11 protein-coding genes are annotated in these 14543 nt (G+C 38.0%); all 11 read right to left on the bottom strand.

Annotation, left to right across the window (positions count from 1 at the left end; genetic code table 11):
- Nucleotides 1–417: 417 nt before the first annotated feature.
- A complete protein-coding gene (lysS, locus tag ACOMA7_RS06380; RefSeq protein ID WP_034532490.1) occupies nucleotides 418–1926 on the bottom strand; it encodes a lysine--tRNA ligase in 1509 nt (502 codons plus the stop codon).
- A gap of 64 nt (nucleotides 1927–1990) precedes the next feature.
- Complete coding sequence (gene dusB, locus ACOMA7_RS06375) at nucleotides 1991–3001, bottom strand: tRNA dihydrouridine synthase DusB (protein ID WP_054607933.1); 1011 nt, start codon at nucleotides 2999–3001, stop codon at nucleotides 1991–1993.
- Nucleotides 3002–3076: 75 nt separating this feature from the next.
- A complete protein-coding gene (gene hslO / locus ACOMA7_RS06370; RefSeq protein WP_054607932.1) occupies nucleotides 3077–3967 on the bottom strand; it encodes an Hsp33 family molecular chaperone HslO in 891 nt (296 codons plus the stop codon).
- 65 nt (nucleotides 3968–4032) lie between these two features.
- Complete coding sequence (ftsH, locus tag ACOMA7_RS06365) at nucleotides 4033–6021, bottom strand: ATP-dependent zinc metalloprotease FtsH (RefSeq protein WP_421392733.1); 1989 nt, start codon at nucleotides 6019–6021, stop codon at nucleotides 4033–4035.
- A gap of 117 nt (nucleotides 6022–6138) precedes the next feature.
- Entirely contained in the window at nucleotides 6139–6681 is a 543-nt protein-coding gene (gene hpt, locus ACOMA7_RS06360; RefSeq protein ID WP_041152423.1) for a hypoxanthine phosphoribosyltransferase, read from the bottom strand.
- A gap of 21 nt (nucleotides 6682–6702) precedes the next feature.
- On the bottom strand, nucleotides 6703–8070 hold the full coding sequence (gene tilS, locus ACOMA7_RS06355) for a tRNA lysidine(34) synthetase TilS (protein ID WP_421392729.1): 1368 nt from the start codon (nucleotides 8068–8070) through the stop codon (nucleotides 6703–6705).
- A 79-nt stretch (nucleotides 8071–8149) separates the two neighbouring features.
- The gene (locus ACOMA7_RS06350) at nucleotides 8150–8608 is read right to left on the bottom strand and encodes a S1 domain-containing RNA-binding protein (protein WP_041152424.1); all 459 of its coding nucleotides are present in this window, start codon (nucleotides 8606–8608) and stop codon (nucleotides 8150–8152) included.
- Between the two features lie 95 nt (nucleotides 8609–8703).
- Nucleotides 8704–9081 carry an FtsB family cell division protein gene (locus ACOMA7_RS06345; RefSeq protein ID WP_094750943.1) on the bottom strand — a complete coding sequence of 126 codons (378 nt, stop codon included), beginning with the start codon at nucleotides 9079–9081 and terminating at the stop codon, nucleotides 8704–8706.
- Between the two features lie 87 nt (nucleotides 9082–9168).
- Complete coding sequence (locus ACOMA7_RS06340) at nucleotides 9169–9441, bottom strand: RNA-binding S4 domain-containing protein (protein ID WP_041152425.1); 273 nt, start codon at nucleotides 9439–9441, stop codon at nucleotides 9169–9171.
- Entirely contained in the window at nucleotides 9438–11015 is a 1578-nt protein-coding gene (locus ACOMA7_RS06335; protein WP_421392724.1) for a putative polysaccharide biosynthesis protein, read from the bottom strand. Before ACOMA7_RS06335 ends, ACOMA7_RS06340 begins: the two co-directional genes overlap by 4 nt.
- Nucleotides 11005–14532 carry a transcription-repair coupling factor gene (mfd, locus tag ACOMA7_RS06330; protein ID WP_476855496.1) on the bottom strand — a complete coding sequence of 1176 codons (3528 nt, stop codon included), beginning with the start codon at nucleotides 14530–14532 and terminating at the stop codon, nucleotides 11005–11007. Before mfd ends, ACOMA7_RS06335 begins: the two co-directional genes overlap by 11 nt.
- Nucleotides 14533–14543: the final 11 nt, after the last annotated feature.

Genomic DNA, 14543 nt, shown 5'->3' with positions numbered 1-14543 from the left:
TAGCTCTTCTGAATAAATTGTTATTTTATAAGCGAATTGACTTCGCAATGTTTAATTCTTACAACCAAGTTGTAAGTTCCTTACACATCATCGATTATCAATCTTGTTCAGTTTTCAAAGATCTACCATTTATATGTCTAAATTACGACTTCTTAATTATATCAAAGTTGTGAAACAATGTCAACAACTTTTTTCAAGCAATCAAATTTATTAACGTTATCCCTTAACGACAACAATAAATATTGTGCCATGCAATCGTTGTTATGTCAACAACTTTTTATATTTATTTTTTCTAGCTGTTCGTCTTTCAAACAACATTTAATATATTATCAAGTTTGTGGAACATCGTCAACCACTTTCAACAAAAAAAGCGTAAAGAATTGAAATTAATCAATTCTCTACGCTTAGTTGTAGATCTTAGTCTTGTTCTGAGTTATCTTCTGGTCTCATTGTTGGGAATAGTAGAACATCTCTGATTGATTCAGCGTCAGTTAATAACATAACTAGACGGTCAATACCGATACCTAGTCCCCCTGTTGGTGGCATACCGTATTCTAGAGCTTCAACGTAGTCTAAGTCGACCGGTTGCGCTTCATCGTTACCGTTAGCCTTTTCAGCAGCTTGAGCTTGGAATCTTTCCTTTTGATCGATTGGATCATTTAATTCAGAGAATGCGTTAGCGTATTCCATACCTTCAACATATAGTTCAAAACGGTCAGTAAATCTTGGATCATCAGCGTTCTTCTTAGCTAATGGTGAGATTTCTACTGGGTGACCGTAGATGAATGTTGGGTTCTTAATTTCTGGTTGAACCTTTTCTTCGAAGAATTCGTTGATAATGTGGCCAACAGTCCAGAAATCTTGGTATTCAATGTTGTTCTTGTCAGCAAGTTTTCTAGCTTCTTCTAGACTCATTTCTTTCCAGAAATCAATTCCAGTAAATTCTTTGATTGCGTCTACCATGTGCAAACGTTCAAATGGCTTGTTAAAGTCTACTTCTTCACCACGGTAGTTAATAATACCGTTGTCAGTAACAACCTTAGCAGCTGCCTTGAAAATACCTTCAGTTTCATCCATAACATCATGGAAGTCGAAGTATGCAATGTATGATTCTAATTCAGTAAATTCTGGATTATGGTTTTGATCCATACCTTCATTTCTGAATACACGACCGATTTCGTATACACGTTCCATACCACCAACGATTAGACGTTTTAAGTGTAGTTCTAGTGCGATACGTAGGTATAAGTCGATGTCTAATGCATTGTGGTGAGTAATAAATGGACGTGCACTAGCACCACCAGCTTGGTTGTGTAGTACAGGTGTTTCTACTTCAGTACAATCCATTTCATTGTCAAGGTAGTTTCTGATTGCAGAAATAATCTTGCTACGTTTTTGGAAACGGTCAAAACTATCACGGTTTGAAATCAAATCAAGATATCTTTGACGGTATTTTTGTTCCTTGTTTTGTAGACCATGGTACTTGTCTGGCAATGGACGCAAAGCCTTTGATAAGAAAGTTACATGAGTAGCCTTAACAGTTAATTCACCCATGTCTGTCTTAATTAGTTCACCTTCGATACCTAAATGGTCACCTAAGTCGGCACGCTTGAAGAAATGGTAGTTGTCTTCACCTACTTCATCTTTTCTTACGTATAGTTGAATTCTACCGGTACGATCTTGTAAATCACCAAAACCTACCTTACCTTTTCCACGTTTTGCAACCATACGTCCAGCGATAACAACTTTTAGATTTTCTTCCTCTAGTTCTTCTTTAGTACTATCGTTGTACTTATCGTGTAATTGTTTAGCTAAATGAGTACGTTCAAAACGGCTACCGAATGGGTCGACCCCTTCTTCTCGTAATTCATTCATCTTTTGGCGACGAACTCGCAATTGGTCATTCATTTGCTTTTCTTGTGCCACAGTAAAACCTCCATCAGAATAAATTATTTTATATTAACATAATACCATAAAATAATTTAAAAAATTACATTTCACTTAAATCCGCATTTTTTGCTGCTCTTTTATGAGTCTTTTCAAGGAAATTGTCGAAAATATCGTCCATTTCTTCTTCAGTCTCTGCATTGTTTAAAGCTACCTTAGCTCTAGCTGAGTGAGAGATACCCTTTAGGTAGTATGCAGCTTGGCCTCTAAATTCACGAGGACCAGTAAATTCACCCTTCACACCAACTAAACGGTGTAGATGTTCCTTAGCAGTTGCAATCTTTTCATCAACTGTAGGTTCTTTCAATAGTTCGCCAGTTTCTAGGTAGTGTTTGGTTTGTTGTAGCATCCATGGGTTACCTTCAGCGGCACGACCAATCATTACGGCGTCTGCTCCAACTTCGTCTAACATCTTCTTAGCTTCTTGAGGAGTTCTAACATCCCCATTACCCATAAATGGAATTGTTAAAGCATCTGCAACTTGTTTTAAAACATCCCAGTCGGCGCTACCAGTGTACATTTGTTTTCTAGTTCTACCGTGCATTGCAATCGCTGAAGCACCGGCCTTTTCAGCCATTAATGCATTTTGAACTGCGTATACGTGGTCTTCATCCCATCCAGTTCTCATCTTAACAGTAACAGGTTTCTTAACAGCGTCAGTAACGTATGAAACCATTTCATATACCTTGTTAGGATCCAATAGCCATTTTGAACCGGCGTCAGTCTTAATAACCTTATTTACAGGGCAGCCCATGTTGATATCAATGATATCGGCATCAGTTTCTTGGTCGATAAACTTAGCCCCTTCAACAAGGGTTTCCTTAGTTCCACCAAAAATTTGAATACTCATTGGATGTTCCTTTGGATCGATATCCAACATACTTAGCGTCTTCTTGTTCTTGTACATTAAACCACGATCAGAAATCATTTCACAGACAACAAGTCCGGCTCCTGATTCTTTACAAATCATTCTAAAAGCAGTGTTAGTAACCCCAGCCATTGGAGCAACAACTACTTGATTGGGGATTGTAACATCTCCGATTTTCCATTCCATTTATATTCACCTCAATATTAAACACGTTTAGCATGATAAATATAATATCACACTAAAATTAAAACTGCATACTTACTATTCTTTTGAATCTGAATTATCGGACAACAATGCTCTCAAGTCGTCTTCACTGTAGTTATATTCGGTTTCACAGAAGTTACAGATAACCTTTGCTCCATGGTCTTCATCAATCATGGCTTGGATTTCCTTATCGTTTAAACCGGCAATCTTTTCACCGAACTTTTCTTTTGAACAATCACACTTAAATTCTACAGGCATGTTTTGTAGGATATCGATGTTGTCTTCACCAAAAATCAGTTTCAAGATGTCTTCTGGCTTTTGTTTTGATAGGAATAGTTCTGAAATCATTGGAATTGACTTCAAACGTTCTTCTAGTTTGCTGATTGCATCATCTGATGCGCCAGGTAGTACTTGAATTAAGTATCCACCGGCAGCACCAATGGTTCCATCTTCATTTACGTATACAGATACACCAACAGCTGATGGAATTTGTTCTGATTGAGCTAGGTAGAAAGTAAAGTCATCACCAATTTCACCTGAAACTAGTTGAACGTTACTTACGTATGGTTCATCGCCACCTAGATTTTTCATTACTTCTAGGCTACCTTGCCCAACGGCGCCACCAACATCTAGCTTGTGGTGCTTGTTTAATGGTAAATCAACGTGTGGATTGTGAATGTATCCCTTAACGTGACCATTTGCGTCGACGTCAACCAATACTGGGCCGGCAGGGCCATCACCCAATACCTTTACAGTCATTGTTTCCTTACCCTTTAATACTGATGTAGCTAATAATAAACTAGCTACCAATGAACGACCTAATACCGCTGAAGATACAGGCCATGTTTTATGATCTTTTTGTGCTTCGTCAACTACGCCAGTAGCTTCCATTGCGTATGCTCTAAACATACCGTCTTTAGTGACACTCTTTGTTAAATAGTCTGCCATTTTTTATTCCTCCATAATCACCTAAAAAAGCGTGAGTCAAATAAATTCAACCCACGCTCTATTAGTTAGTCTTCATCATTATCTTGATGTTGATTTTCTTTTTGTTCTAGTTGTTCTTTGCTTTCTTCAAAAGAAGCATCTTCGTTATCACTTGAAGTGTTTTCTTCTGGCATCTTACCAGTACGGTATAGACTCAAGATTTCCTTTTCGTCTAATGTTTCGTACTTAAGCAATGCGTCAGCGATTACCTTATGTTGTTCACGGTGTTGCTCAATAATATCATGAGCTTGACCATGAGCTTCATCAATTAATCTTCTTACTTCTTCATCAATAACTGAAGCAGTCTTTTCAGAATATCTTCTTGCGTATGGGTCATCGTTTGGACTTTCCAATTGAACAGTTCCTAGCTTTTCACTCATACCATATTGAGTAACCATAGCACGAGCTAAGTTAGTAGCTTGTTCGAAATCATTAGAAGCACCTGAAGACAATGAGTCGAAGATAATTTCTTCGGCAGTTCTACCACCCATTAGACCAGCAAGTTGTTCCATTGCGTTCTTCTTAGATAGCAATTGTTGATCTTCTCTTGGAAGCATAATTGCGTATCCCCCAGCACGTCCACGAGGAACGATAGTTACCTTGTGAACGACACGAGCATCGTTTAGAACTAAACCAACAATTGTGTGACCAGCTTCGTGGTTGGCAACAATGTTTTGTTCTTTTTGACTAATAACTTTATCTTTCTTAGCTGGACCAGCAATTACACGGTCTTCAGCTTCATCCAATTCTGATGGACCAATTTCTGACTTGTTTCTTCTAGCAGCTAATAAAGCAGCTTCGTTTAACAAGTTAGCTAAATCGGCACCAACAAAACCAGGAGTTTGTTTAGCAATTTCATGCAAGTCAACGTTATCAGCGATTGGCTTGTTCTTAGCATGTACCTTTAAGATTGCTTCTCTACCCTTAACGTCTGGTCTACCAACTAGTACCTTACGGTCAAAACGACCTGGACGAGTCAAGGCAGGATCCAATACGTCAGCACGGTTAGTTGCAGCAATAACGATAACACCATCATTACCTGAGAAACCATCCATTTCAACCAATAGTTGGTTCAAGGTTTGTTCTCTTTCATCATGGCCACCGCCCATGCCGTTACCACGTTTTCTACCAACAGCATCAATTTCATCAATGAAAATGATTGCTGGAGCTTCTTTTTTAGCCTGTGTGAATAAGTCACGAACACGACTAGCTCCAACCCCAACAAACATTTCAACGAAATCAGAACCTGAAATTGAGTAGAATGGAACACCAGCTTCACCTGATACGGCTTTAGCTAGTAAAGTTTTACCAGTTCCTGGAGGTCCTTCTAATAGGACACCATGAGGAATCTTAGCACCTAACTTGGTGAACTTCTTTGGATCCTTTAAGAATTCAACGATTTCAACAAGTTCTTGCTTTTCTTCTTCTTCACCAGCAACATCTGTAAAACGAACATCACTCTTGGTTGGTTTAGCCTTTGACTTGCCAACACCCATGATGCCGCCTTTGCTACCATTCTTACCACCCATTTGGTTCATCATAACGAAGAAGAAAATAATGATAATTAGCATTGGTAGTAATGAGAAGATTAGGTTTGACCAGAAGCCACCGTCTGTGTCGGCAGCCTTGGCACCCATCTTAACGTTATTCTTCTTAGCGTAGTTTGTAATTTCATTAATAGTACCGTTGTTCTTCAAAACCTTAGTCTTGAATGATGAAACCTTAGTTTCACTCTTGGTATTACTGAATAAAATGCTACCAGAATTGTTTGATTTAACGCTTTGGGCTTTTCTGTATTCACCAGAAACAGTGTAAACACCATTTTCTGGTTGAATTGAAAAGCTCTTAATTTTGTTATCTTTTAGTTCTTGAACAAACTGACTAGATTGCAATTCCTTGTTTTGAGGTTGACCGTTCTTTGATGTGACAAAGAAAGTAACTCCCAAGACAATCAAGAAGCACACTATGTAGAACAGGCTGTTCTTGAATAATCCTTTATTATTGTTATTACGCATCAATTGCCTCCTGTGTTCAATGCTTGTTTATGTATTAAAAATAACATGGTGAGACCCGCCATTTTTTCAATACATAACACGAAGCATATATTATCATTTTTCAGAAGAATTAACCATTTATTTGTCTGAATAAACCTCTGGTTTTAATACTCCAACATATGGAAGGTTACGATACTTGCCTTGGTAATCTAAACCATATCCAACTACGAATTCGTTTGGTACTTCTAAACCAACGTAATCGGCTTTGGCTTCGACTACTCTTCCTTCAGGCTTGTCCATTAAAGTACATACCTTAATTGATCTAGCACCGCGTTCAGCTAATAGGTCTTCTAAATATTTCAATGTTCTACCAGTATCGATAATATCTTCAATGAAAATAACATCCCTACCGTTAACATCCACATCAATATCTTTCATTAATTCAATGGTTCCGCTTGATGCAGTACCTCCATGGTAACTTGAAACGTCAATAAAATCGATGTCCATGTATAGGTCCATTTCTCTGACAATATCTGTCATGAAGAAAATAGCACCTTTCAATACACCAACTACCACTGGTTTTCTGTCTTTGTAATCAGTTGTAATTTGTTGACCTAATCTGCGACAAGCGTCTGTGATGTCTTCCTTACTGTATAAGGTTTTTAGAATGTCGTTGTTCATTAGTTTCTCCTTCCACATACTTTATTTAATGATTAATGTATAAACTCTAGCTTTAGAGTTATCGATAGATACAGATTCACTGTAGCCTAAAACGGCTAATAGCCTTCCCTGATCAGTCATCAAGCTCTTGGCAGATTGCCTCTTATCAACAGGTATCTTCTTGTTAATAAACAGTCGCTTAGCCGTTTGATGGCCACCATTTTTAAGCGTTATTCTATCACGATTTTGCGTCTTTTGTACAATCAATGGGAATTCTGAATCCAATAGGTTAAAACGAGAAACCCTTCTTGCTTCATCATCTGAAACATCGGAATTATCCGTAATCATCCACTGGATATTATCTTCGAAATACCATTTATTCAATGTTACCACAAAATAATCGTTTTTAAATCCAGTTATTTGGTTTTGATTGATATTTTCAATTAAAAATTCGTCATATTCTTTTTTTATGCTTAAATTGTTTGATAACTCAACAACACCCTGTGGTTTTTCATCATTATTAAGTAGTGAGGTCACCTGATTAACAATGTTGACGTTTAAACCATCAACAACTTCTTGATCAATTAGATAATCGATTAATCCGGTCTGAACGTATTTGGGCAGCTTCAAGAATGAACCTAACTCAAAAATGTTGGTATCAACACTGATATCTTTTGCTAACTTATCAAAGAAGAAATCATTTTGTTTCTTCATTGAATTCAGGTGGTGTGAAAAGTCATTAACGTGTTCAACTCCACGACTATTTTCTTCTTCGATAAATGGAATCAAACGATGTCTAATTCGGTTTCTAGTGACATCTAGTTTTTGATTAGTGTCATCTTCATACCATTTGATTGATAAGGTTTGCATGTATTGCGTTAGTTCTTGTTTGCTAAAACTCAGTAGTGGGCGAATCAGACGACCATCATTAAACTTACGACTTTCCTTAATCCCAATTAGATCCTTTACAAAAGATCCACGAATTAGTCTCATCAAGACTGTCTCAGCTTGGTCATTGGCATGATGTGCTGTTAATAATATACGTGAATTATTGTTCTTAACGACCTTTGAAAAGAAGTCATACCTATATTTTCTAGCCGCCATCTCAATTCCATTAATTGGATGTAACTGTTCTTCCCAGTTACCAACTTCAATTTTAACGTTATGACTTTGACAGAAGTCTCTGACATATTGTTCTTCCTCAGCACTTTGTGCTCTTAGGTGGTGGTTAACGTGAGCAACGATTATTTCAGGTCGAATCTTCTTTGGCAAGTTCATCATTAGGTTAAGCAACGCCATCGAATCGACACCTGCAGAAACTGCGACAACTACAGAATCTGACTGGTTAAACCAATCTCTACTCTCAATCAATCGATTAAATTTTTGCTGGGTAATATTTTGTTCCGGCATTAATACCGTCCCCTTTTAGTCACATTTTTGGTAAAAATAAAATGATTAAGGTAATCTACCCCAATCATTTTTTATTTGGTTAACTACGGCGACCGCCACGGCCTCCACGCTTACCTTCAGTATTTTTCTTGATTGTAGCTAGTCTGCTTTCACTTTCCTTTAGGAAACTGTCCATTAAGTCATCGAAACTAGCCTTGTTATTTTTATGGTTATCATTGTGATGACGGTTATCACCAAACTTACCATGATTTGAATGTCCATGGGCCATCTTTGGTTGTTCTCTTCTTTGTGGTTCGGCAGGCTTATCAACTGCTTTTCTGATTGATAAAGCAATCTTACCATCGTCACCAACACTTAGAACCTTAACTTTAACGTCATCGCCAACTTTTAATACATCTTTGATATCTTTGATATAGCCATCAGAAATTTCACTAATGTGAACCAATCCTGTTTTGTGTTCGCCTAGATCAACAAAAGCACCAAAATTAGTGATTCCTGATACTTTGCCGGAAACTTTTGCTCCAACTTCAATTGCCATAAAAAAATTTGTCCTCCTAATAATGATTAGTAACTTTAGTATAGCACCATTTAAATGATAATTGTATAAAAAAAATGGTATTTTTTCATACCATTTTAATTTTGAGTTACATCCTTTGAAACATCCCCTGGAAGACTGTAAACAGTCTCTCCTGGCTTGGTGTAATAATATTTTTCACGAATTACTTTTTGGATGTAGTCCTTATCATGTAACTGCTTAATATTTTGTTTTAGCTTTTGATTATCAATTTTACTTCTCTTAAGTTCCTTCTTGGTTTGAACTTGTTGTTCAGAAACGTTGCTAATCTTAGATTTAGTTATAAAGATTTGTGCAACCAACATTAAGATAACGACGAGGAAAAAGCTTACCAGGATAATTCCACGTTTTTTTCGACTGCGTAAAATTTCTTGATGTCGAGAACGCTTGATCTTCGTGTATTGATTATTCAATTGATGAACCTTATCAACATCCATGGTATTCCCTCCTCAATTTGCTACTTAATAGTATAGATGATTCTTAAAAAAAATAAATAGATAATTAATTTTGTAACTAAATTTTAATTATTCGGCGTTGAAATCTCTTTCGTATTGTTCATCCAAAACGGTGTACATTCTATCTGCATCAGCCTTTTTAGTTGTTTCGAACAATTGGTTAACTTGAACAGTTAGTGTCTTGTTACCAAACTTAATCACTAACTTATCGTTTGACTTAACGTCTGATGAGGATTTTGCCACACGGTCATTAATGGTAATACGACCTTGATCAGCAATATCCTTTGCTACTGTTCTTCTTTTGATAATTCTTGAAATCTTTAAAAACTTGTCTAATCTCATTTTGACATCCACCTATCTATAAACTTATTTACTACTGGAACTGATTGCCATTCTTGATATGTTAATAGTTTCCATTTAATTGCTAAGACACCGAAGACGGCTGCACCAATCGGAACTAAGAAACATAGTGAGATGATGGCACTTAATCTTTGACTGTGAACCAAGTGAATCGATCCAAATAGGTTCATCAAAATCATTTCGATGACCAACATCACAAAAGCAATCGCAGTTAACTTCCATAAGAAGATCCACTTGTTTTCAATTTTAACGATGTCAGTTGGTGCGAATTTCACTTCCACGATTAGCATTAATAGCAAACTAATCACGGTGGAGATACTTGCACCAGCGATTCCCATATGAGCAACCATTTCTTTAGTAATCAATATCTTAGCTGCTAACCCTAATATAATCGCGATAATGGTAATTTTAAAGTGATTTGCACTTTGCAAAATACTACTATAAATCGTAATCATCGTCGTTAGAACGACACTAATCATAAAGATACTAATTGTGGTGTTTTGTTGACCACTGTTAAATAGTAAACGGTTAATTAGTGGCATCAAACTTATCATCCCTACTGCCACACCAACTGTCATAAACATGCTGACCCTAAGCATTTCGGATGCTAAGTTATGAAACGACTTCATTTGCTTCTTAGAATAGGCCAAACTCAATGATGGCAAGATTGCTGAAGCAAACGATGTCGCAATTACCAAACCTAATTGAACCAGCGGCTGGCCACGATCGTAGATTCCCTTGACCGCCTGCGAATCAATCAAGTTCAATCCGTTTAATAGTAATCCCTTTCTGACTGTAAACGAATCGACTAATTGCATTAGCACCATTAAAGATGAAAGCATGCAGATTGTGCCACCTTCAAACAATAATCGCTTGAATAATGATTGATACGACATTACCTTTTGACTCGGTAGTCGTTTAATATCAACCGCATAGTAGCGAATTAGAATGGCCACCGAGAAAATCTCAGCTACTGGCGTTGCCACCATCGCATAGGTCCCAATTGTATATGGATCCACATGGTGTCTAACGCCAACGTATGCAGCTGCAATGATTAACCCCACTCGAATCACCTGTTCAACGACTTGTGAATAAGCGGTTGGTTTCATAATCAAAGTTGCCTGGAAGTAACCTCTTAAGCAGGCCAGTATTGGCATCATTAAAAACATCCAGCTAACTGCGCGAATCAAACTGTCTAATCTGATATCACCCATTAAAGCAGCAATCGATGTTGCCTTAATCTGGCAGATGATAAATATCAAACCACCAAAGATTGAAAGCATGATAAATAGCTGTCTTAAAAGGGCTTTTTTTTGCAATGTTGTTTCCTGCTCAGCGATAACACGTGAAATAATAATTGGCATCCCACTTAGAGCTAATACCATCCCAATTCCATAGATAGGATAAACCTGTTGGAAAACGTAGAATCCAATGTTTCCGACCAAGTTTTGAAATGGCACACGGTAAACGGCACTTAATACCTTACTAATTAAAGAGGCGATTGATAGAATCATCGCACCCTTCATTATCACTGATAGTTTATTGTCATTTTTCATTTGTTAAGTTTCCTGTGTGTTCTTTATCTAATGCTTCGACAAACTTACTTAATTCACCTAACCACTTTTGTTCATCCATATTAGGCTGAATGATTAAGGTAATTTGCATCTTGTCGTTCGCAGTACCAACCATTGATCTGAATTCAGTTTGTGCAATTGCCTTTAGCACTTGCTTGCTGTCATAGAATTGAGTTCCAATCGTTGATAGAGTGACTGTGATTTGTTTTGGTGTTTGTCTAATCTTTTCAATTAACGATGAGTCGGCGTACATCTTAATGCGACTGATTGTTAAAAGGTTTTCAACCGCGGTTGGATAATCACCGAAACGGTCAATTAAATCAGACTGTAGTTCACGATATTGATCATCGTTTTGCATTTGTCTAATTCGTTTATACAATTCAATCTTTTGCTTTTCATCTTGAATATATTCGCTAGGCAAGTATGCTTCCACGTCCATTTCGACGGTTGTGTCAACTCTTTGTTCAGCACGACGACCACGTTTAGTTGCCACCGCATCCGCCAACATTTGAGTATACATATCATAACCAACAGAATCGACAAATCCAGATTGTTGCTTACCTAATAGGTTCCCGGCACCACGAAGTGATAAGTCACGCATGGCAATCTTGAAACCAGAACCTAGTTCGGTAAAGTCCCTAATGGCTTCCAAACGGTTTTCGGATACTTCGGTCAACACCTTGTTTGGTTTATACATAAAGTACGCATAAGCGACACGGTTGGAACGACCAATTCTTCCACGAATTTGGTACAACTGGGATAGTCCCATGTGATCGGCATCTTCGACAAATAACGTATTGGCGTTTGGAATGTCGACCCCGGTTTCGATGATTGTTGTGGTTACTAACACATCGTATTCACCGTTAACGAAATCATATAGGATGGTTTCCAATTGATTTTCGGTCATTTGACCGTGAATATAAGCAATTCTAGCATCCGGTACCAATGTTTGTAACTTCATGACGGTGTCTTCAATGTCTGAAACACGGTTGTGCATGAAGAAGACTTGGCCTCCCCGATGCATTTCACGGGTAATCCCCTCACGGATTGCGCCGGCATTTTCTTCCATTACGTATGTTTGAATTGGGTAACGGTTTGCTGGTGGAGTTTCGATAACTGATAGGTCACGAACTCCCATCATCGACATGTTCAAAGTTCGAGGAATTGGGGTTGCAGTTAGTGTCAAAACATCAACATTAGATTTTAGTTGCTTAATCTTTTCCTTGTGCTTAACACCAAATCGTTGTTCCTCATCGACCATCAATAATCCTAAGTCGGCGAACTTGATGTCATCAGATAGCAAACGATGGGTTCCGACAACGATATCGATTGACCCATCTAGTAAACCTTTTTTGGTCTCTTCGACCTGCTTCTTGGTTCTGAAACGAGATAGCACTGCTACTGATACTGGGAAGCCTTCAAAACGGTTCACCATTGTTTCGTAGTGTTGTTGTGCCAATACGGTAGTTGGTACCAAAAAAGCAACCTGTTTACCTGCTTCGACCGCCTTAAAGGCTGCGTGTAATGCTACTTCGGTCTTACCGTAACCAACATCCCCAACCAACAAACGGTCCATTGGATGTGGTTGTTCCATATCCTTTTTAATTTCTTCGGAACTCTTCACCTGATCAGGGGTTGGTTGGTATGGGAATGCTCCTTCAAACTCTTCTTGGTATTCGTCATCTTCTGGGAAGGCATATCCAACCTGGTTGGAACGCTTAGCGTATAAGTCAATTAGGTCATCGGCGATATCTTCAATCTTTCCTTGGACCTTTGACTTCGTCTTTTGCCATTCACTGCCACCCAATTTGTTAACACGTGGGTGTTTGTCTTCGGATGAAACGTACTTTTGAATTAAGTTTAATTGCGTCACCGGAATGAACAACTTCGCGTTCTTTTGGTAAGCGATGGTCATGTAGTCTTGGTGCTTACCGTCGACTTCCATGGTCTTCATCCCTTCATACTTACCAATCCCGTGGTTAGCATGAACAACATAGTCGCCCGGTTTCAAATCAGCATAACTCTTGATTCGTTCCGCATTGGAGAAGGTTTGACGACGTGGTCTCTTCTTGTGAACGGTCGTAAACATTTCTGATTCGGTAATTACCGCCAATTGTTTAATTGGTAGTTCGAACCCATTCTTTAAACGTTCACTGACGACTTGGACTTGGTGTTCCAAGATGTTATCACTGGTGGTTTGAACCGATTCAATTTCAAAGTCAGTCAATGTTTGCGATACCTTTTGCATTCTGGACTTATCCTTCACCAAAATCACAACGGTGTCATCTTGTTTGTGCCATCTATCAATTTCAGTCTTCAATAGTGGCATTTGACCAAAGAACTTTTGCATTGGACGAACCTTAATGTCATTTAATTTGGTTAGCTTAAGGTTCCCAATCCCCTTTTGGAACAATGACATTAAAATTTCTGCCTGATTAATTTTGTGGAAGTGTTCTCTAAAGTCCACGCTAAACAAATCAGTTGATGCAATTTCACCATGGTCAAACTTATCATTAGCCCATGATTGTTCTTCTTCGACTAGTTGTTGACTGTTTTCTAAGATACGGCTGTAGTCATCGAATAAGACGACACCATCATCATCTAAGTAGTCAAAGATGGTCGTTTCGTTTTCATACATCGCCTTAGCATACATTATCCAATCCGGATCAATGACACCTTCGTTGGCATCATCAATCATAGTTTGAACGGCATCACTTAGACGTTGCTTTAATTCATCGTTATCTAGCTTGGCTAAACGTTTATCACGTAGTTTCGTTAAATTAGCAACCGCTTGTTGTCTTTGTGCTTCGTTTAATACCATATCAGTCGCTGGTAGTACTGAGATGGTTTCAATATTTTCCAAACTTCTTTGATTTGATACATCAAAATATCTCAATGAATCGACGTCGGTATCGAATAAATCGATTCGAACTGGATATTCTGAATTCAATGGATAGATATCAATAATTGATCCACGAAGTGAGAACTCCCCTGGTGCTGCCACCATCTTTTCAGGTGTGTAGCCCATTTGAAATAGTTTGTTTCTTAATTCATCTAGATTAACCTCATCATCGATTGAGATGGTTAGATTAGCATCAGAAAAATCGCCTGGTTCCGGCAAAATACGTTTAGTACCGGAAACAGACGTTACGATAATCTTAGGTTCATCGCTTAATAGATTTGATAAAGCCTGTACACGAGTGGCCTTGTATTCAGGTGAACTGGTGGCAACTTCTGCGGCTAAAACTTCTTCGACTGGAAATTCTAATACATCATCTTCGGAGACAACATTTTGTAAATCTTCAACAATATCATCACATCTGGATAAAGTATCAGTCACAATCAAGAAGTTTTTATTTGTTGACTTAAACAAAGCAGCAATCATCATTGTCTTCGCAGAACCTGATAAACCAGTCACTAACTGACGATGTTTGGGTGCTAAATCATTAACAATCTCATCGTATTGTGGCAGTTGTGTGAAAAATTGACTTAATTCCAAAATAGTTATCC

It is taken from the genome of Apilactobacillus intestinapis (assembly GCF_049166695.1).
GTDB classification, from domain to species: domain Bacteria; phylum Bacillota; class Bacilli; order Lactobacillales; family Lactobacillaceae; genus Apilactobacillus; species Apilactobacillus kunkeei_C.
The sequence above is the reverse complement of the archived record's forward strand: the minus strand, read 5'-3'. Positions and strand labels throughout refer to the sequence as shown.